The 20,310-nt window shown below is 62.5% G+C and carries 20 protein-coding genes; 11 read left to right on the forward strand and 9 right to left on the reverse strand.

Annotation, left to right across the window (positions count from 1 at the left end; genetic code table 11):
* Positions 1-124 precede the first annotated feature (124 nt).
* Entirely contained in the window at positions 125-655 is a 531-nt protein-coding gene (locus AB7813_RS04890) for a DedA family protein (protein ID WP_089264160.1), read from the reverse strand.
* A 278-nt stretch (positions 656-933) separates the two neighbouring features.
* Here AB7813_RS04890 and AB7813_RS04895 point away from each other — a divergent pair, with 278 nt between their 5' ends.
* A complete protein-coding gene (locus tag AB7813_RS04895; protein ID WP_089264159.1) occupies positions 934-1,314 on the forward strand; it encodes a hypothetical protein in 381 nt (126 codons plus the stop codon).
* A 102-nt stretch (positions 1,315-1,416) separates the two neighbouring features.
* A complete protein-coding gene (gene parE, locus AB7813_RS04900; RefSeq protein WP_089264158.1) occupies positions 1,417-3,465 on the forward strand; it encodes a DNA topoisomerase IV subunit B in 2,049 nt (682 codons plus the stop codon).
* 78 nt (positions 3,466-3,543) lie between these two features.
* Here parE and AB7813_RS04905 read toward each other — a convergent pair whose 3' ends face one another.
* Positions 3,544-4,140, reverse strand: a complete 597-nt coding sequence (locus AB7813_RS04905; protein ID WP_439058487.1) for a TetR/AcrR family transcriptional regulator — start codon at positions 4,138-4,140, stop codon at positions 3,544-3,546.
* A gap of 136 nt (positions 4,141-4,276) precedes the next feature.
* Here AB7813_RS04905 and AB7813_RS04910 point away from each other — a divergent pair, with 136 nt between their 5' ends.
* From AB7813_RS04910 to AB7813_RS04925, 4 genes are all read left to right on the forward strand, one after another.
* Entirely contained in the window at positions 4,277-5,245 is a 969-nt protein-coding gene (locus AB7813_RS04910) for an SDR family NAD(P)-dependent oxidoreductase (RefSeq protein WP_439083401.1), read from the forward strand.
* Positions 5,246-5,272: 27 nt separating this feature from the next.
* Complete coding sequence (locus AB7813_RS04915; protein ID WP_439063953.1) at positions 5,273-5,539, forward strand: hypothetical protein; 267 nt, start codon at positions 5,273-5,275, stop codon at positions 5,537-5,539.
* Positions 5,540-5,631: 92 nt separating this feature from the next.
* On the forward strand, positions 5,632-6,402 hold the full coding sequence (locus AB7813_RS04920; protein ID WP_439063954.1) for an SDR family NAD(P)-dependent oxidoreductase: 771 nt from the start codon (positions 5,632-5,634) through the stop codon (positions 6,400-6,402).
* A gap of 18 nt (positions 6,403-6,420) precedes the next feature.
* Complete coding sequence (locus tag AB7813_RS04925; protein WP_093758431.1) at positions 6,421-7,191, forward strand: SDR family NAD(P)-dependent oxidoreductase; 771 nt, start codon at positions 6,421-6,423, stop codon at positions 7,189-7,191.
* A 6-nt stretch (positions 7,192-7,197) separates the two neighbouring features.
* Here AB7813_RS04925 and AB7813_RS04930 read toward each other — a convergent pair whose 3' ends face one another.
* Together AB7813_RS04930 and AB7813_RS04935 are read right to left on the reverse strand one after the other, a co-directional pair.
* The gene (locus AB7813_RS04930) at positions 7,198-8,430 is read right to left on the reverse strand and encodes an FAD-dependent oxidoreductase (RefSeq protein WP_089264153.1); all 1,233 of its coding nucleotides are present in this window, start codon (positions 8,428-8,430) and stop codon (positions 7,198-7,200) included.
* Positions 8,431-8,524: 94 nt separating this feature from the next.
* Positions 8,525-10,024 (reverse strand): caspase family protein, encoded by a 1,500-nt coding sequence (locus tag AB7813_RS04935; RefSeq protein WP_439077225.1) that lies wholly within the window; start codon positions 10,022-10,024, stop codon positions 8,525-8,527.
* A 231-nt stretch (positions 10,025-10,255) separates the two neighbouring features.
* On the opposite strand from AB7813_RS04935, the gene AB7813_RS04940 reads away from it, so the two are divergent.
* From AB7813_RS04940 to AB7813_RS04960, 5 genes are all read left to right on the forward strand, one after another.
* A complete protein-coding gene (locus tag AB7813_RS04940) occupies positions 10,256-10,564 on the forward strand; it encodes a hypothetical protein (RefSeq protein WP_093758428.1) in 309 nt (102 codons plus the stop codon).
* 369 nt (positions 10,565-10,933) lie between these two features.
* On the forward strand, positions 10,934-11,548 hold the full coding sequence (locus tag AB7813_RS04945; RefSeq protein ID WP_089264150.1) for a TetR/AcrR family transcriptional regulator: 615 nt from the start codon (positions 10,934-10,936) through the stop codon (positions 11,546-11,548).
* Positions 11,549-11,667: 119 nt separating this feature from the next.
* Positions 11,668-13,044 (forward strand): MFS transporter, encoded by a 1,377-nt coding sequence (locus tag AB7813_RS04950; protein WP_439063957.1) that lies wholly within the window; start codon positions 11,668-11,670, stop codon positions 13,042-13,044.
* 376 nt (positions 13,045-13,420) lie between these two features.
* Positions 13,421-14,932 carry a DEAD/DEAH box helicase gene (locus AB7813_RS04955; RefSeq protein WP_175368912.1) on the forward strand — a complete coding sequence of 504 codons (1,512 nt, stop codon included), beginning with the start codon at positions 13,421-13,423 and terminating at the stop codon, positions 14,930-14,932.
* 123 nt (positions 14,933-15,055) lie between these two features.
* Entirely contained in the window at positions 15,056-16,123 is a 1,068-nt protein-coding gene (locus tag AB7813_RS04960; RefSeq protein ID WP_120289426.1) for a diguanylate cyclase, read from the forward strand.
* Positions 16,124-16,179: 56 nt separating this feature from the next.
* On the opposite strand, the gene AB7813_RS04965 is transcribed toward AB7813_RS04960, so the two are convergent.
* The 5 genes from AB7813_RS04965 to sufD form a co-directional block, all read right to left on the reverse strand.
* Positions 16,180-16,647: a TfoX/Sxy family protein gene (locus AB7813_RS04965; RefSeq protein WP_175368911.1), complete on the reverse strand. Its 468-nt coding sequence runs from the start codon at positions 16,645-16,647 to the stop codon at positions 16,180-16,182.
* Between the two features lie 202 nt (positions 16,648-16,849).
* Positions 16,850-17,260 (reverse strand): HesB/IscA family protein, encoded by a 411-nt coding sequence (locus tag AB7813_RS04970; protein ID WP_175368910.1) that lies wholly within the window; start codon positions 17,258-17,260, stop codon positions 16,850-16,852.
* Between the two features lie 78 nt (positions 17,261-17,338).
* A complete protein-coding gene (locus tag AB7813_RS04975) occupies positions 17,339-17,740 on the reverse strand; it encodes an SUF system Fe-S cluster assembly protein (protein ID WP_170849663.1) in 402 nt (133 codons plus the stop codon).
* A complete protein-coding gene (locus AB7813_RS04980) occupies positions 17,737-18,984 on the reverse strand; it encodes a cysteine desulfurase (protein WP_093758422.1) in 1,248 nt (415 codons plus the stop codon). The genes AB7813_RS04975 and AB7813_RS04980 overlap by 4 nt, the downstream gene beginning before the upstream one ends.
* Entirely contained in the window at positions 18,981-20,300 is a 1,320-nt protein-coding gene (sufD, locus tag AB7813_RS04985; RefSeq protein ID WP_439063958.1) for a Fe-S cluster assembly protein SufD, read from the reverse strand. The genes AB7813_RS04980 and sufD overlap by 4 nt, the downstream gene beginning before the upstream one ends.
* Positions 20,301-20,310 lie beyond the last annotated feature (10 nt).

Below are 20,310 nucleotides of genomic sequence, written 5' to 3' on the forward strand. Positions count from 1 at the left end.
GAGAGGCGGGGCTGGCGGAACTATCTACCAGCGTTCGATGACTTCTGCGAGTTGTCGCGGCATGCAGACACCGCGACATGTCAGCCCGTTCAACACCCGGACACGGCGGTTATTCCCCGCCGGACTACTTCAGCTTCCAGAGCCATTCGATAGCGACGGACAGGCCGTCGCCGAACAGCAGCAGGACGCCCGCCCAGATAAAGGCCGAGGTGAAGTTGGCAACTTGGAAACGCCAATACGGCATTTCGAAAATGCCGGCAGCCAGCGGCACCGAGGCCCGCAATGGGCCGAAGAAGCGGCCAATATAAATGCTGGGCACGCCCCATTTCTGGACGAAGGCTTCGCCGCGCGGAAGCAACTCAGGGAATTTGGACAGCGGCCATATCTGGGCGACCTGGTCCTTGTACTTGAAGCCGAACCAATAGGAGAGCCAGTCGCCGAGCGCCGCGCCGAGAGCGCCGGCAATCAACACCGGCCAGAAGCTGATCCCGCTCGCGCCGACAAGTGCGCCGATGGCCACCAGCGCGCCCCAGGCCGGCAGCAGCAGGGAGATGAAAGCGAGCGATTCCCCGAAGGCCAGTAGCAGGACGATCGGCGCCGCCCAGACCTGGTTCTGGCGCACGAATTCGATCAGCCCGTGCATCCAGCCTTCCATATGGAGAGTGTCCCTTTACGGCTCTGGCCCGGCCGGATTGGCCGCGAACCGCTTTAACCTTCAAACGCCCGCGACAGGTAATCCGGCGGCGCCGATCACATCAAGTCACAACATCTGAGGGCCGATAGCCGCGGTGCGGGTGCCCACCGGTAAATTTGAACCTTTTCCAGGCCTCTGCGTCCAAGGTCAGAGACCGGCTTACCCAATGGCAACTCTGTACCGCCGTTGGGCTGACTTCCCGCCCGGCTGTCAAAAATCAAGAACGCAAAGGACTGAAGATGATCGGATCGCTGATGATGTGCGTGAGTGCGCTGGTATTGCTGATCGGCATGGTCGCCGGCATCGCGATGGGCATACGCCAGGACTTCCTGCTGAGCCCCGCGCATGCGCATCTCAACCTCGTCGGCGGCGTGCTGCTGTTCCTGTTCGGGTTGTATTACCGCCTGATTCCCCTGGCCGGACGCTCGCTACTGGCCAAGGTCCAGGGCACGATGCACATCGTCGGCGGCATCATGTTCCCTGTCGGCATCGGCATCACCCTGCTCGCCAACCACGCCTATATGGCCATTCCGATCATCGGTTCACTGATCATGCTCGCGGCCATGGCCCTATTCGTTGTGATTGTGCTACGCACCGAGCGCTCTGGCACGGCCGCATGAGCCCCGAGGTCGCAGCCACATTGCCAACCTGAACGTGGCATAGTCACAGCAACGATTCGCCGCGCCTCGCGCGGCGCCAACCGAGACAAAACTTTAAGACATATGGCCAAGGCACAGAAATCAAACGCGAAAGCTGATCTTTTTGGTGGCGCCAGCGCGCCAAAATCGGCTGCGGCACCGAAGGCGTCCACCCGCTCCGCCAATGCCGAAGACGGCTATACGGCCGCGGACATCGAGGTCCTCGAAGGCCTCGAGCCGGTCCGGCGTCGTCCGGGCATGTATATCGGTGGCACCGATGAAAAGGCGCTGCATCACCTGTTCGCCGAAGTGATCGACAACTCGATGGACGAGGCGCTGGCTGGCCATGCGACCTTCATCGAGGTGGAACTCACCGCCGACGGCTTCCTGTCGGTGTCGGACAACGGCCGCGGCATCCCGGTCGATCCGCATCCGAAACATCCGAAGAAATCCGCCCTCGAAGTCATCATGTGCACGCTGCATGCCGGCGGCAAATTCGACTCCAAGGTCTACGAGACTTCGGGCGGTCTGCACGGTGTCGGTGTCTCCGTGGTCAACGCCCTCTCCTCGCTGCTCGAGGTCGAGGTCGCGCGTAACCAACAGCTCTACAAGATGACGTTCGCCCGCGGCATTCCCCAAGGCAAGCTTGAGGATCTCGGCAAGGTTCATAACCGCCGCGGCACCCGCGTGCGCTTCAAGCCGGATACCGACATCTTCGGCGCCAAGGCAGCCTTCAAGCCGCAGCGTCTGTTCAAGATGGCGCGCTCCAAGGCCTATCTGTTTGGCGGCGTGAAGATCCGCTGGAAGTGCGATCCGGAACTGCTCAAGGGCCTTGAGGATACTCCGGCCGAGGACGAATTCCACTTTCCCGGCGGCCTCAAGGACTATCTCGCCGCGGCGATCCATGCCGATACGCTGGTGCATCCGGAGATCTTCTCCGGCAAATCCGGCCGCAATGGCGCCCATGGCGCCTGCGAATGGGCTGTCGCCTGGACCGCGGATGCCGACGGTTTCATGTCGTCCTATACCAACACCGTGCCGACGCCAGACGGCGGCACCCATGAAGCCGGCATGCGCAGCGCCATGCTGCGCGGATTGAAGGACCACGCCGAACGCGTCGGCCAGGGCAAGCGCTCTGGCACCATCACTTCGGAAGACGTGATGGTCGGCGCCGCCGTGATGCTCTCGGTATTCGTGCGCGAGCCGGAATTCCAGGGCCAGACCAAGGATCGTCTCGCGACCGCCGAAGCCCAAAAGATCGTCGAACAGGCCATCAAGGATCCGTTCGACCACTGGCTGTCCGGCAATCCCGTCCAGGCCAACAAGCTGCTCGAATTCGTGCTCGAGCGCGCCGACGAGCGTCTGCGCCGCCGCGCCGAAAAGGAGACTTCGCGCAAGACCGCGGTGAAGAAGCTGCGCCTGCCCGGCAAGCTGGCCGACTGCACCAATACCGCGACCGAAGGCTCCGAACTGTTCATCGTCGAGGGCGATTCGGCAGGCGGCAGCGCCAAGCAGGCGCGCGATCGCAAGACCCAGGCCATCCTGCCGCTGCGCGGCAAGATCCTCAACGTCGCCTCGGCGACCAAGGAAAAGCTGACGGCCAACGCGCAGATATCAGACCTCATGCAGGCGATCGGCGCCGGCACCGGCGCGCATTACCGCGAAGAAGACCTGCGCTATTCGCGCATCATCATCATGACCGACGCCGATGTCGACGGCGCCCACATCGCATCATTGCTGATCACCTTCTTCTACCGGCAGATGCCAAAGATGATCGATGAAGGGCATCTCTATCTCGCAGTCCCCCCACTCTACCGCCTGACCCATGGCAGCAAGACGGTCTATGCGCGCGACGATGCGCACAAGGACGCGTTGCTGAAGAGCGAATTCAACGCCAATGCCAAGGTCGATGTCGGTCGCTTCAAAGGCCTCGGCGAAATGATGCCGGCGCAGCTGAAGGAAACCACCATGGACCCGGCGCGCCGCACCTTGCTGCGCGTGCAGCTGCTGCCGGAAGACCGCGACGGCACTGCTGACTCCGTTGAGCGCCTGATGGGCACCAAGGCCGAAGCGCGCTTTGCGTTCATCTCGGACAAGGCGGAATTCGCCAACGAGGAATTGCTGGACGTTTAAAAGCTCGTTTCTCGGACGCGCTCACGCTTCAGAAATCATCGGGCGCGTGCCGGGAGCAATCTTTTATTCCCTATTTAGTCATTGCCCCTCGCCGCCCGGCGTGCGAACGCCGGCGATCAGGATATCGACGAGCCGCTTGGCGCTGGCTTCCCAATTCGGACCTGCGCTGACACTGGCCACGCCGGCCAGTGCGCGCAACATGTCGAGCGGATCGAGATCGAGGCGGATGTCACCATTGGCAACGGCGCGGTCGACCAGCATTGCCATCGCAGTTTTGATCTGCGTGCCAGCATCGGCATAGAGGTCCGAACAGTCGCCAACAATCGAACCCAGCACACCCGCCATCAGTTGCTTCGTCGCAATGTGATCGACGAAGATTCGCATCCAGGTGCGCAAGGCCTCCACCGGGGCATGTGTGGTCGCAAGTTCCGCAGCGGCCTCGGCAAGCTGCTGTGTCTCGTTGCGATAGACCGCCTCGACCAATGCGTCGCGGGTGGGGAAGTGGCGATATAGCGTCCCGATTCCGACGCCCGCGAGCCGCGCGATCTCCTCAAGACCGGCCGCCTCGCCCTTTTCGGCAAATGTCGCCTTTGCCGTTTCCAACAGCCGCTGACGATTGCGCTGCGCATCGATCCGTGGTCCGCGAACGGCCTTCGGCTTGGCCTCCTGTGCCATTTTACGGGTCACCTCTTGATAAACGGAGGATGCCTCCGTATTTAAACGGAGACGGCCTCCATTTATACCCTCAAAGCGCCGTTCGACAAAGCTCGATCAGCTCGGAGGCGCGTCGTGCCAAACGCAAGGAGCTATCATGGCAGGACCTTTCAGTGCCACTTCCACCACCAACGACGTGCTCGCTGGCGTCGACCTCCGCAGCAAGCGCATTCTGGTCACCGGCGTCTCAGCCGGGCTCGGCGTCGAGACGGCGCGCAGCTTGGCCGCCCGGGGCGCGCAGGTGGTCGGTGCCGCCCGTGACCTCGCCAAGGCGGAAGCGGCGACCGCGCAAGTGCGCGCCGATGCCACTGGCGGCGGTGGCCTCGAACTGATTGCACTCGATCTCGGCTCGCTGGCCAGTGTCCGCGCCTGCGCCGATGCGCTGGTCGCGGCGGGCCGCCCATTCGACCTGGTGATCGCCAATGCCGGTGTGATGGCGCCGCCGTTCGGCCTCACTGTAGACGGCTTCGAGACCCAGTTCGGCACGAACCATCTCGGTCACTTCGTATTGGTCAACCGTATCGCGTCACTGCTGTCGCCTACCGCGCGGCTGGTCAACGTCGCCTCGTCCGGCCATCGCTTCGCCGACGTGGATCTCGAAGATCCCAATTTCACCAAGGGGTCCTATGAGCCGGTCATCGGCTATGGCCGCTCGAAGACCGCCAACATCCTGTTCGCCGTCGAGTTCGACCGGCGGCATCGGGCGCGCGGCGTGCGCGCCACCGCGCTGCATCCCGGCGGCATCAAGACAGAACTCGGCCGCCATATCGGCGAAGCAACGATCGATGCCATGCTCGACGGCATCAATGCCGAGCTCGCGGCCGAGGGTAAACCGCTGTTTCAATGGAAGACCATTCCGCAAGGCGCTGCAACTTCGGTGTGGGCCGGCGTGGTCGCCAGCGCGGACGAGATCGGCGGCCGCTATTGCGAGAACTGTCACGTCTCGGAGATCGTCGACGGGCTGATCAATCCGGCCAGCGAAGGCGTGCGCGCTTACGCGCTCGATGCCGAACGCGCCAAGGCGCTATGGGCCAAGAGTGAGGAAATGGTTGGCGAGCGCTTCTAATCGCCCTGCCGAAATGAAACTGCGGTGATGAACCAAACAGTTGGTTCGTCACCGCCACAGCTGGCGCTTGAAACCTTTGGCTCCGTTCATCGTATCTATCCCATGCGCGCACCATTGCTCACTCTCGGCATTCTCGCTTTCCTGATCGGCATCCTCTGGATCGGCCAGGGCGCCGGGCTCGTGAACTGGCCAAAGTCCAGTTTCATGATCAGCCAGATGCAGTGGGCCTATTACGGCGCGGCTCTCGCCGCGCTTGGCGTCGGACTGATGGGACTGGCGCTCGTGCGGCGCTGACGCCCCCTTCCATCTTCCCGCCAGTCTTGCGATGATCCGTCCCAGACGCGCCGTAGAACGCGTCAGGAACAATCATGCGGGGCGGACAATCTTTGACCAGTAATCTCTTCGATCTCACCGGCAGGGTCGCCATCGTCACCGGCGGCAACACCGGAATTGGCCTCGGCATGGCGCGCGGGCTGGCGAATGCCGGTGCGACCCTCGTGATCGCCGATCGCAACAGCGATAATGCCGCTTCGGCAAAAGCCGAACTGGAGACGTCCGGACATCCGGTACTCGCATTGACGACCGATGTTACCGACCCGAACTCGATCGCGCAGATGGTGTCCGCAACGTTGAACGCGTTCGGCCACATTGACATCCTCGTCAACAATGCCGGCATCAGCATCTCCGCGCCAATCGAAGAAATGGCGCTGGCCGACTGGCAGAAGGTCATCGACGTCAACATGACCGCGCCTTTCATCTGCGCGCAGGCTGTCTACCCGACGATGAAAGCCGCAGGCCGCGGCAAGATCATCAATATCGCCTCGGTGTTGGCCACGCTCGGCGCCGGCGGCGCGGCGAACTACGCCTCAAGCAAAGGCGGCATCCTGCAATTCACCCGCGCGCTGGCGACTGCCTGGGCTGCGGACAACATCCAGTCCAACGCCATTCTGCCCGGCTGGATCGACACCGACCTGACCAAGCGCGCCAAGGACATCCGACCCGAACTGCACGATCGCATTCTCGGGCGTGTACCGGCGCAGCGCTGGGGTAGGCCTGATGATCTTGCGGGCGCGGCCGTGTTCTTGGCCAGCGGGGCTTCCGACTTCGTCAACGGTGCCGCGCTCACGGTCGATGGCGGCTTTTCAATTCAAGGCTGATGCAATGAGGACAACACCATGACTGCAGGACTGTTCGATCTCTCCGGCAAAGTGGCCATCGTCACTGGCGGCAATGGCGGCATCGGGCTCGGCATGGCGCGGGGTCTGGCGCAGGCCGGCGCCGCCATCGCGGTGGTGGGACGCAACCAGACGAAATCCAAGGATGCCGTCGCGGAATTGACTGAGAGCGGCGCCAGGGCGGTCGCCATTGCGGCCGATGTGACCGACAAGACCGCTGTCGATGGAATGATCGCACGCGTGCTGAAAGAACTGGGCCGCATCGATATCCTCATCAACAATGCCGGCATCAACATCCGCAAGCCGCCGCACGAGATCGCACTCGACGAATGGGACAGCGTGATCAAGACCAATCTCACCAGCGCCTTCGTCTGTTCGCAGGCGGCGCATCCCGCGATGAAGGTCGCGGGCGGCGGCAAGATCATCAATATCGGCTCGATGCTGTCGATCTTCGGCGCGTCTTTCGCGCCAGCCTATGCAGCCAGCAAAGGCGGCATCGTCCAGTTCACCCGCTCCTGCGCCGTCGCTTGGGCGCCTCACAATATTCAGTGCAACGCCGTTCTGCCGGGCTGGATCGATACCGAACTGACACAGAATGCGCGCCGTGAAATCGACGGCCTGCATGACAAAGTACTGGCACGAACGCCCGCCGGCCGCTGGGGCGCGTCGGGAGATTTCGCGGGCATTGCCGTGTTCCTGTCGTCGCGCGCCTCGGACTTCGTCACCGGTACGGCAATCCCCGTGGACGGCGGCTTCTCGGTGCAGGGATAATCTGTCTTAGGCTTCCGGCGACTGCACGTGCTCGGGTCGTACGCCAATGGCCAGGAAACGCGCGGTTAATCCCTGCAGCGGCGGAAACGCGCTGACGAGGCGCATGATCAGCGGCGGCGTCAGCGGCTCGCCGCCCTTGGCCAGTGCACGGCTGATGATGTTGTTTTGCATCACGACCTGCATGCCCTGTGTCGCGCGCATCGGGAATTCGCGGCGGCGACGCACCGCGCCGAGGTCGTCCTCGGTCACCGGTCCCTTCGCCAGCTTCGCCGCCAGCAGGTTAGCGGTCGCGACGGCGTCCTGCACCGCGATATTCACACCGACGCCGCCAACCGGGGACATCGCATGCGCGGCGTCGCCGATGCACAACAGCCCCGGCCGGGTCCAGCGCTTGAGCCGATTGATCGCGACGGTCAGTAGTTTGACGTCGTCCCAGCTCTTCAGCTCTTCGATATGCGCGCTCAGGATCGGCGCCAGACGTGACGTTTCGGCACGGAAAGCCTCAAGGCCACGCACCTTGATCTCCTCATAGTGCCCCTTGGCGATCACATAAGCGCATTGCCAGTAGTCCCCGCGATCGATGGTCACCATCATCTTGCCGGGCTCGAGCCGCGCGAACACGCTCTCGGTCTCCGCGCCCTTGGCAACGCGAAACCACAAGATGTCCATGGGCGCACCGATGTCTTCGACCTCCAGCTTCGCCGCCGGCCGCACGATCGAATGCCGGCCATCGCAGGCCACTGTCAGATCGGCATGGATCTCGACCGGCCCCTGCTGCGTGATGGCCTTGACGCCGACCACTTGCTCGCCCGACCAGATGAGATCGGTCGCCTCGGTGTTCATCATCACCTTGAGATGCGGATAGCGCTGCGCTTTGTCGCGCAGGAAATTGAGGAAATCCCACTGCGGCATGAAGGCGATAAACGGATACTTCGCGCTGGTGCGGCTGATATCCGCGATGCGCAGCTTATGCGTTCCGAAGAAGCCATCCATCTTCTGGATACGATCGTGCTTGATCTTCAGGAAGTCGTCGATCAGGCCAAGCTCGTCCATCACCTGCAGCGTCGATGGATGCACGGTGTCACCGCGGAAATCGCGGAAGAAGTCGGCGTGTTTCTCGATAACGATCGTATCGACGCCGGCGCGGCCGAGCAGATAGCCGAGCATCATTCCGGCAGGGCCACCGCCAACGATGCAGCAGCGCGCGGTCAGCGAGTTCTCGTTCGCGCCTGCAGCCATTCGCTATTCCTCCGGCGAGTCGAATTTCTTGATCAAGGAATGCGAGCTTGCGATAGTCGAAATGCCGCGGTTCGCGGGGCGGTGTCGATCATGCTCATCGATTTCCCGAACGTCGGAAGCTCTTGGTTTCGGAGATGCTGCCGTCCCGGAACGTCAATTCGACCGACACGAACTTCGTCGAGGCCGGGATTTTGATGTAGGTCTCGGCATCCGACGGCGTCGCTATGGGGTCGCGCAGGTCGCAGGGCGGGAATTTCAGCAGCTTGTCCGGCACGGCGCTATCGATCCCGACGCGGGCCTCGCGAATGGCACAGCGATACGACATCAGATGCGTATAATACATCAGGGGCGTGTTGTAGCCACCGAAGGCAAGCCAGCTTCCGGCGGTCATATCGAGGATCTTGCGCTGGTCGCGAACCAGCGCCGCCTCGGGATCGAAGCGGATCGGAAACGGGCCCTGCATCTCGCCGTTCGCGTCGACGTAACGCAGATAGATCGTCGTCGCCGCTGCATCGGCGTCGAGCTGGATCGCCGGATTCGGCATTCGCTTGCGCGTGCGCGGATCGAGCGTGTCCATGAAGCCGGTCTCGCGGAAATTACCTCCCTCGCCCATCCGCCAGGAGATACCCAGCGTCGGATCGGCGATCGAGAACATCACGGTCCAGCCGCCATTGTGGCGCGAGAAGCTGGCGATCGGTGCGTTCACCGCATCGTTGGCCGGCGGCAGTTGCGGAACGTTGACAGGGGGCAGCGCAGCGACCTGCTGCAGCGGTTCGGGCGGCCGCGCATCGGCCTGCTTAAGCGCCACACCATTGAGAAAGACGTCATCGACCATCTGGTCGAAATACACCGGCACCTGACGGTGCTTCACGGTCTCTGCCATCTCGCTGACGGTCCGCCGGGTGCGCTGCGCGACCTGCACGAGGTTCAGCGATGGCTCCTGCAGCTCCTTGATGAAGGCGCGCGTGAAAACCGAATTCGGATCGGTGTCGTTGTTCGACAAACGATCCAGCGCGGTCTGCCGCGGCCCGGCCGAGAAGATCGAAAACACGCCTTCCGGGAGCGTCGTCATCGGAGCGAGGCCACCGCTGCCGGCCACAGCGCGGGTGCCAGCGCGCTCGAACGGATTGTTGCGACAGGCGTCGAACACCAGAATCGACGTCCGCGCGCCGCGCATCTGCAGCCGCGTTACAATCCGGTCGGCGAGAATCGCTGAGTCGCGCACCAGCTCTTCCTGCCCTTCCGTGGCGGCAGGGACATCCGTGGGCAGCAGGAAGTTCTGGCCGGCGATCTCGAAGCCGTGCCCTGCAAAAAAGAAAAAGGCCGTGTCGCCTTTTTCAATCGTCGAATCGAACGCGAGCAACGACTGACTGAAGGCTTGTCGGGTCTGGTTCTCGGCGACCATGACGCTGAAGCCCAGATTCTTCAGCGCGCCCCCTATGCTGCGGGCGTCATTCACGGCCTTCTGCAGTTTCGGCACATTGCGATAGTCGTTATTGCCGATGACCAGCGCCACGCGTTTTGCAGCAAAAGCCGGCGCTGTCGAAAGTGCCGCCGCTGCCAGCGCTGCCAGCAGAATCAAAAGCCGTCGCATTGTTCTATCCCCGCCCCGCCAGCACATGTATCCGTGTGGTGGCTCGACCGCGTCATTGTCTGCCTTGGTCGAGGCAGAACTGCGGCCGGTTCAAACCGAGGTCTAGCCGTTACCACCCATTTTGTCCTGCCTGCTCAGGCAGATCATCTGCCCGCCGATTGCAGCCCCGCTGCCACATTTTCCGCCTTAATCTCCGCTAGCCCGAGCCCCAATCAGAGTCAGGAGATCCTCGTGAAATCACTCGTCCTCGCAGCCGCCCTGCTGCTTCCCACCATGGCACTCGCGCAGGATGCGGCCCCCGCTACCGCGGCGAAACCGCCGGCTGCCGCCGCCAAACCGAAGCGCGCCCCGGTGGCCGCCAAGCCTGCACAGACCACCCCGGAAGTGCTGGATATCAACCAGATCATCGGGATCCGCCAGGTCGATCCGGCGACCTATGAGGTCGATGCCCGTCTACAGAGCGGCAGCGAGGTGCATCTGCGCATGAATGCTTTCGTGATGCAGAATCTCGGGATGCAGCTGGGCACTTACGGCAAATAGTCAGCCTGCGGTATCCCTCTCGCGCGCGCCGGAATAAGTCGACTTCCGGACGGCTCGGCGTGCGCTCTCGATCAGGGGTGATGAGGTACCACAGGTCGCGAAGTCCTGTGGATAAGGGGTACGCGGCCAATCATCGACATGATTGCCCCGACATGTGCTATGTGACAATTCATCAGGTCCGGAGCCAATCCGGGGAGCAATTGCTAAAACCGGCTCCTGCTACAGGCAACCAATGTCAGGAAACGCGCCTCAGGAACTTTGCGTTCCTCCGTAGCTGGCGATCTGGGGATGGGATTTTTTAGACTGTAAGATTTCAGGCAGTTTTAATCACCCGCCCGAAGCCCGCTACGACTGGATACCTGACGACCAATGGCAAAGAAGATGATTACGCCCGGGCACGAGTTGCTGCTTCGGGTCAACAAGGCATTTCTCGACCACGGCTATGCCGGCCTGTCGATGGTCGGTCTCGCGAGAGAGTGCGGCTTCACGCAGCGCGCGCTCTATTACTATTTCAGCAACAAGGAAGAGGCATTTCGTGCCTCGATCGGCCATCGCAATGAAGTCGCGATAGCGCAGGCACTCGAGGCCGGCCAGAAGATCCGGGAAAGTGGCGGCAGCGCACTCGACATCTTTGCGACGATCATCGACCTGAGATACGGCGAAACCCGTCGGATGCTGACGTTCTCACCGCATACCGTCGAGCTCAATGCGGAAGCCTTTCGGCGCTGCCGCGATCTCATGATCGAGTCCGCAATCGCCTTCCAGGCCGAGCTGGAAAAGCTGATTATCGATTTCCACTACAGCAAGCTGCTGATCCTGACCGGCCGTTTTACGGCCGCGCAGATCGCACAGGCGCTGGCCGACGGCGGACGGGCTGTCAATCAGGCACTCCCTCCGATCGCAGCGAATGACTTCTCGGCGCGCTATCGCCAGACCTGCGAGATGATCCTGTATGGCTGCGCGGCAACGCCGACGCAGATTTGAGACGCTGCGGTTCGCCGCCACATACCCTCCTCTCGACTCATCCAGCTCCATCGACATATGGTCCGCGCGGGCAGCGGAGGACGCGCATTGCGTTGCCGCTATGAGATGCGGGGCGTCAGATGAACGACCAGGTGCGGACGCACGGGGCGCTAGCGGGCGCAGCCGTGCCAACTATTGCGGCACGCCTGGACGGGCTGCCAGTCACGCCGCTTCACCTCGGCATCTTCGCGCTCTGTGCCTTCGGCCTGTTCGCAGACATCGCCGAAGTGGCGCTCAGCAATGCCTTTTCCGGCATCTTCCTCGCGCCGCCCTACAGCATCTCGCGCGGCGAGCTCTCGCTGTTGTTGGCATCGGTCTTTGCCGGCGGCGCCGTTGGTGCACCTGTGTTCGGCTGGATTGCGGATCGCTATGGCCGCCAGATCGCGCTGCAGAGCGCGCTTGCCGTCCTGGCGCTGAGCTCGCTCGCCGTCGCCGCCAGTCGCGATGTGGCAACCATGACGGCCTTCCGCTTCATCTCCGGCCTCGCCATCGGCGGCTATCCGCCTTTGACATCGGCCTATCTGTCAGACCTGCTGCCGCCCCGGCGCCGCGGCCTTTTGATGATGCTGTGCGGCGCGCTCGCCTTTCTCGGCGCACCGGCAATCATCCTGATGATCCGCTGGCTGACGCCCATCGCGCCATGGGGCATCGAGGGCTGGCGCTGGGCCTTGATCTTCGGCAGCGCGTGCTCGACCCTGGCAGCCCTGCTGTTCTTCCTGGTGCCGGAATCGCCGCGCTGGCTCGCATCGGTCGGACGCGACGCCGAGGCTGATGCCGCCTGCCGCCGCTTCGAGGCATCCGCGCGTCAGCCATCACCGCCGGCGATCTCCGCTCCCGAAACTATTGCGACCAGATCCAGCGGCTTCCGAGCGCTCGCCCGCGATCGGATCAGCCTGCGGCGCACAGCGCTCCTTGCCGCGCTCTATGTACTCGGACCCTGGGCCACCATTGGCTTCCCGCTGCTCAGCGCCGCGGTGATGGTGCAGAAGGGATTTCATGTCAGCGAGTCCCTGCTGTTCGCGGGACTTACGATGTTCGGTCCATCGATCGGCATCGCGGCGGCATCGGCCTTCGTCGATCGTATCCCGCGGCGCCTCGCTCTGGTCGCCTGTGCCGTGGCGATGATCGCAACTGGGCTGACTTTCGCTGTCAGCACGGTGCTAACGCCGCTCATCGTCACCGGCATCGTGTTCAACCTCGCCAGTGCCGTCTACAGCGCCGTGCTTAGCCTCTACGCTGTCGAGCTGCTGCCGACGCATCTGCGCGCCTCGGCCACCGCTGGCGCATGGGGCCTCGGCCGCGTCGTATCGGCGCTGGTACCGATCGCGCTGCTGCCGCTGCTCGGCAGCCACGGTCCGATCGCGATGTTCATGGTGATCTCGACCGCGCTGTTACTGAGCGGCGCGCTCATCGCCATTGCCGGTCCACCCGGCCGCGAACGCAGGCCGGTCGACTAACGGTCAGCGCTGCATCGACGTCACACGCGACGTCGCGTAGCGGCCGTCCGGCGGGGCCCCAAGCCCCCGCCAATATCCCGGTTTTGGCCCTTTTCCGCTAAAACATTAAGCTTTTTGGGATGTTCCAGGGTGTGGCGGATTGACTTTGGCCGATTCCAGCCTATGTTCCGGCTCGACGCGGCCCGGTATCGAAACGCGATATCTTGAGTAAGCCGCCTGTCAGCGCCCAGCGTCTCCGTGCATGTTTGCGTGCCGCTCCGGGGATAAGCGTTGCAGTATTTCCCGAGAATCCAAGCGGCGGTTTCGACCTGAGGCGTGATTCCGAACGGTGATCATCCGGATACCGGATCAGATCATGCCCCCATACAGAGGCTCAATGTCCTTCTCCAATCTCGGCTTGTCCGACAAGGTTCTCGCCGCCGTTGCGGCTACCGGTTACACCACCCCAACCCCCATTCAGGAACAAGCGATTCCTCATGTGCTGGCGCGCAAAGACGTGCTCGGCATCGCCCAGACCGGCACCGGCAAGACCGCTGCCTTCGTTCTCCCGATGATGACCATGCTGGAAAAGGGCCGAGCCCGCGCCCGCATGCCCCGCACGCTCATTCTCGAACCGACCCGCGAACTCGCCGCACAGGTCAAAGAGCAGTTCGACAAATACGGCGTCGGCCAGAAGCTCAACGTGGCGCTGCTGATCGGCGGAGTCTCGTTCGGTGATCAGGACAGCAAACTCACCCGCGGCGTTGACGTCTTGATCGCCACGCCGGGGCGCCTGCTCGACCATACCGAGCGCGGCGGACTGCTTCTCACCGGCGTCGAATTGCTGGTCATCGACGAAGCCGACCGCATGCTGGACATGGGCTTCATCCCCGACATCGAACGCATCTGCAAGCTGGTGCCGTTCACCCGTCAGACTCTCTTTTTTACGGCGACCATGCCCGCCGAAATCCGCCGCGTCACCGAGACCTTCCTGCATAATCCGGTGAAGATCGAAGTCTCCAAGCCCGCCTCCACCGCCGTCACCGTGACCCAGTCGCAAGTGGCCGTCGGTCGCGAGCCTCACGAGAAGCGCGAAGTGCTCCGGGCCCTTCTCCGCGAAGCCACCGACCTCAAGAACGCGATCATCTTCTGCAACCGCAAGCGTGAAGTCGCGTTGCTCGCCAAGTCGCTTCAGAAGCACGGCTTCAGTGTCGGCGCCCTGCATGGCGACATGGAGCAGTCGGCCCGCACGGCCGCGCTGGACCAGTTCCGCAAGGGCGAGCTGCCGATCCTGGTGGCTTCCGACGTCGCCGCCCGTGGCCTCGATATTCCCGCCGTCAGCCATGTCTATAATTTCGACGTCCCGCATCATTCCGACGACTACGTGCACCGCATCGGCCGTACCGGCCGCGCCGGCCGCACCGGCTCCGCGATCTCGCTGGTGTGCCCATCCGACCAGAAGTCCATGCTGGCGATCGAAAAACTGATCGGCCAGTCGATCCCCAAGGTCGAAACCTCCATAGCGATCTCCGAGCCTGTCGAAGGCGAAACCGCTGAGGCGTCGCGCCAGTCGCGCAACCGCACCGGCAATCGCGAAGCCAATGCCGAACAGCCGCGCGGCGGCCGCAACGATCAGCCCCGCGAAGGCGGACGGGATCGCAAACCGCGCCGTGAGCGTGGCCCGCGCCGTGAAGGTGGTCGTTCGGAAGGCGGCGAGCGCAGCCCGCAGGCGCAACCCGCGGAAGCCGCTTTGGCAGCACCGGTCGTGGCAGCGGCAGCCCCGCAGGCGCAGCGTCCCCCCTCCATCGGCCGCGCCGAAGCGCCACGTTCGCGCCGCGAAGACAACGAACCGGCGGATCATTCGCACCTGCCGGCCTTTCTGTTGCGTCCGATCCGGGCACGCGCATAGGTAGTATCGCGCCAGGAACGTTTACTTGCCGTTCACTCTCGTCCCCTAATCTGAATGCGATATTTTTAACGAATTTGCATTTCAGAGGACCGCGTATACACGCTGTCCACGAGGGCACAGAACGTGACCGGCATCCTGGACGAACAAGAGCGGACTTTGGCCTTTGCCGAAGTCGCGCTGGGCCAAATTCGCTCGCTCCGCCAGACGGCGATTCCGCGCAATTATGAGATCTGGTACGTCTACGCGACTGGCTACAATTCGGCGCTCAACAAAGTCATCAATGAGACGCTGGCACGCAATGGCCGGCTGACCGAAGCCGATCTCGACCTGATCCACGACACTTATCTCTCACAAATTCGCACCACCGATCGCATCGATCAGGTCGGCGCCCGCGTTATCGGCGAGATCGACGACGTGATGGCGCTCATCACCGACGCTCTGGGCATGACGACGAACTTCAATGCCAGTCTGGATGGTGCCAGCAAGGATTTGTCGCGGGCGCACGATTCTGCTGCGGTGAAAGCCGTGATCGAGAGTCTCGTCAAATCTACCCGTGAAGTGCACGACACGAACAAGGCGCTGGAAGAGCGGCTACTGTCCTCGAAGAGCGAGGTCTACACGCTGCAACAGAGCCTCGAGGCGATCCGCGCCGAGAGCCTGACCGATCCCCTCACCGCACTCGGTAACCGCAAATATTTCGACCGTGCGCTGATGGCGGCAATCGATACCGCGGTGAAGCGCGGCGAACCGTTGTCGCTCCTGATGCTCGACATCGATCACTTTAAGTCCTTCAACGACAATTATGGCCATCTCACCGGCGACCAGGTGCTGCGTCTTGTCGGCCAGTCATTAAAGCAGACCATCAAGGGCCAGGATATCACCGCGCGCTATGGCGGCGAGGAATTCGCCGTGGTGCTACCGAACACGCCGTTGCGTCAGGCGCTCACCGTTGCCGATCACATCCGCCGCGCCGTGATGTCAAAGGAGCTGAAGAAAAAATCGACTGGCGAGATCCTGGGACGCGTCACGATTTCCGTCGGCGTCTCGATGCTGCAGATCGGCGACGATATGGAATCGATCATCGGCCGTGCCGACGCCTGTCTCTATGCCGCGAAGCGCAGCGGCCGCAACCGCGTGATCTGCGAAGTCGATCCGGAATATTCTGCGGAGCTGCAGTTTCAGGTGGCATGACGCCCCACACTTGGCTTCACCATTCGCAAGGAGACGCCGCGCAAGCGCACGGCTCCTCAGGATGAGGATTTACGCTTCTTTGCGGCTTTACTGGCTTTCTTGCTGGCGACCGTCTTAACTGCAGCCTTCTTGGTGGCCTTCTTTTTCGCCGCGGTCTTCTTCACGACCTTCGCTTTCTTCGTTGCCCGCTTCTTGCTTGCTTTTGCCAGCGATGCACGGATCGCTGCGGCATGCGCGACCCTCGCCCATTCGGTGACTTCATCGGGATCGTCATAGAGCCGTTCCGGCAGCTGCCAATAGGATCCGATCATCCGCAGCTTGCCGCGCATCTCATACTGAAAACACTGCGAGCCCTCACTCTCGAAACGCGGGATCGAGATTTCATCGGCACGCAGATAGACCGCGCCGCGCAGCACCAGCGCGAAGTTGATGCCATCGGCGGAAATGCCAAAGCCGGAAAACATCCGGCGGATCGTTACCGGGCCAAAGCCGGCGAAAAGTTCACTGAGGAAATCGCGGTCCATTGGGGAAGTGTAGGATGCGACGCGCGATTGCGGAAGCGGTCCGTCCGCGTCGTCTCCCTACGTCATGGCCGGGCTTGACCCGGCCATCCAGCCTCCTTCGCTTTCACCGAAGCCCAGAAAAATGGATGCCCGGGACATCTAGCGAAGCCGCGCTTCGCGCTTTGCCCGGGCATGACAGCGTTCTACTTATGAAATGACAGTCTCAGCCGTCGATCTTCGCCGGCGTCAGTTGCACGGACTCGCCGCAGCCACAGGCCGAGATCTGGTTCGGGTTGTTGAACACAAACTGGGCCTGCATGCGGTCAGTCTTGTAGTCCATCTCGGTGCCGAGCAGGAACAACACGGCCTTAGGATCGACCAGGATCTTGACGCCCTTGTCCTCGACGATTTCGTCGGTCGGCTTGATGTCGTGGGCATATTCGACGGTGTAGGACTGGCCGGCGCAGCCACCGTTCTTGATGCCGACGCGCAGGCCGATGATCTCGGAATCCGCACGCTCCGTCAGCTCCCGGATCCGCGTTGCGGCAGCATCCGTCAGGCGCATCACCTGCGGACGGGGTCGCGGCTTCGGCTTGGCAGCCGGTATGGTTGGGTTCGGTGTCATCTCAGTCATGTGTTCAGTCCCTTCGGCGGTTCAAGGCCGCCATAGGAATTCAAGCGACTTGGGCGTATTCAGCAAACCGGACGCAACTCACCACATATTCAGAACGAGACGGGCCTCGTCGGTCATCCGGTCCGGCGTCCAGGTCGGCTCCCAGACGATCTCGACCTTGACCAGACCGACTCCGGGCACGCTGGCCACGGCGTTCTCCACCATGGTCGGAAGCTCTTCGGCCGCCGGACAATTCGGCGTCGTCAGCGTCATCTCCACCTGGACAGAGCGATCGTCCTTGATGTCGACCTTGTAGATCAGGCCGAGTTCGTAGATATCCGCGGGGATTTCCGGGTCGAACACAGTCTTCAGTGCAGCGACGATCTCGGTGCCCAGGCGTTCGGTTTCGGCGGGATCGAGCGCCGAGGTGGTCTGCATGTGAGCGGGCTTCTCAGCCTCGGGGGTGGCGTCCGGCGTCTTGGCTTCTGCAATGTCACTCATGCAAACAACTCCCGTGCCTTGATCAGCGCCTGTGCGAGGTGGTCTACCTCCTCGCGGGTATTATACATTCCGAATGATGCACGGCACGTGGCCGTCACATTGAATCGCTCCAGAAGCGGCATCACGCAGTGGGTTCCCGCGCGGACCGCGACGCCCTGCCGGTCGATCACGGTCGCCACGTCATGAGCGTGAGCGCCCTTCAGTTCGAACGAAATCACCGGGCCCTTGTTCTTGGCAGTTCCGATAATACGCAGCGAATTGATCTCGCGCAGCCGGTCCTGTGCATAGGCCAGGAGGTCGTGCTCATGGGCGGCAATCCGCTCCTTGCCGATCGAATTGACGTAATCGATGGCAGCGCCGAGGCCGATGGCTTCGACGATGGCGGGCGTACCAGCCTCAAACTTGTGCGGCGGATCACCATAGGTGACCCACTCCTTCGCCACTTCGCGGATCATCTCGCCGCCGCCGGCATAGGGCCGCATCGCGACCAGGCGGTCATATTTGCCATACAGCACGCCGATGCCGGTCGGTCCGTACAGCTTGTGGCCGGTGAAGATATAAAAGTCGGCGTCGATGTCCTGCACATCGATCGGCATGTGCACGGCAGCCTGGCTGCCATCCACCACGACGGGAATGCCGCGCGCATGCGCGAGCTTCACCACGTCCTTGACCGGAACCAGCGTGCCCAGCGCATTGGACATCTGGGTGATAGCGACGATCTTGGTACGATCGGTCAGCAGCTTCTCGAACTCGTCGATCAGGAAGTTGCCTTCGTCATCGACCGGCGCCCATTTGATGACGGCGCCCTGACGTTCCCGCAGGAAGTGCCACGGTACGATGTTGGAATGGTGCTCCATGATCGAGAGCACGATCTCATCGCCCGGCTTGATGTTCTCGCCGCCCCACGATGCCGCGACGGCATTGAGCGCATCGGTGGCATTGCGGGTGAAGATGATTTCCTCGGGGCGCTTGGCATTGAGGAAGTGCTGCACCTTGATGCGCGCGCCCTCATAGGCCTCGGTCGCGGCATTGGCGAGGTAATGCAGTCCGCGATGCACATTGGCATATTCGGACTTGTAGGCCTCGGTCATGCGGTCGAGCACAGCATAGGGCTTCTGCGCCGATGCCGCGTTGTCGAGATAGACCAGCGGCTTGCCATAGACCTTCATCTCGAGCGCAGGAAAATCCTCGCGGACGCGAGCGACGTCATATGACCCGTTCGAGACCGCGGGATGCAATGTCATGCGCGCGACTCCAGCCAACGCTCTGCGGCCGATATCGCGACGTCGCGCAGATCGTCATTCACGATCGACTCCAGCGCTTCACCCACGAATGCCTGGATCAGCAGCGCCTGCGCCGCCTTCTCCGGCAGGCCGCGAGCCCGCAGATAGAACAGCAAGCTGTCATCCAGCGCGCCAATGGTCGCGCCGTGGCCGCACTGCACGTCGTCAGCGAAGATCTCGAGCTCGGGCTTGTTGTCGATCTCGGCCTCGTCGGACAGCAGCAGCGCCCGTGACATCATCTTGCCGTCGGTCTTCTGCGCGATCTGATGGACGTTGATGCGACCCTGGAACACCGAATGCGCGCGATCGTCGAGCACGGCGCGGAACAGCTCACGGCTGAGGCAATTCGGCGCCGCATGCTCGATCACGAAGGTACAGTCGCCATGCTGCTTGTCGCGCAGCAGATGAACGCTGTTGGTCGACAGCTCCGAATCCACACCAGCCAGCGTGATAAAGCTCTGATAGCGGCTGACGCCACCGCCAGTGGTCAGGCTGAAGGTGTTGAACTTGGTGCGCGCACCGACTGTGACGATGGCCGTTGCGATATTCGCTGCATCGCCGGCGTCTTCCATCACGCGCACATGCTGCAGATCGGAATCGTCGCCGATCCAGATCACGACAGCATCATGGGCCTGATACGCCTTCGCGGATTCTGTCGCGACGAAGCTTTCGACCAGCGTCACACGCGCGCGATTGCCGATACGCACCAGCGACCGCGTGAATGCGGCCACGCTCGGGCGTGTCGCGACATGCACGATATGCAGCGGCCGGGCCGGAACGGCATCGTCGGCGATATCGATCAGCATGCCATCGGTCGCAAAGGCGGCATTCAATGCGATCATCGGATCGACAATACGCGAGCGCAGCAAGTCGGCCCGCGTCGCACTGGTCGCGTCATCGAGCATGGCGCTGAGCGCATGCACGGTCACGCCGCCGCCCGATGTCAGATCGGAAAGGCCTGCCGCGAAGACGCCGTCAACGATGACCAGCTTCTGCGTATCACCCGTACCGAGCGTTTCGACGAGCTTCGCGGCCTGGGCCAGCGCGGCCTGATCAGGCGCCGGCGCAAGCGGCGCCACATCGCGCAGCAGGTTGCGCAGGTCGGTATATTTCCATTCTTCGATGCGCCGGGTCGGCAGACCGGTACGCGCGAAATCGTCGAACGCCTGCTGGCGCGTTTCCGCCACCGTGCCGACGCCCGGCAGCCGGCCGCGCGCAGCGGCGAATGTGCCGTCCAGCACCGCGCCCGTTGTTGTCTTTGCGAGAGCTACATTCATGATTGTCTCA

The sequence above is a fragment of the Tardiphaga sp. 20_F10_N6_6 genome, from assembly GCF_052076045.1.
GTDB classification, from domain to species: Bacteria; Pseudomonadota; Alphaproteobacteria; order Rhizobiales; family Xanthobacteraceae; genus Tardiphaga; species Tardiphaga robiniae.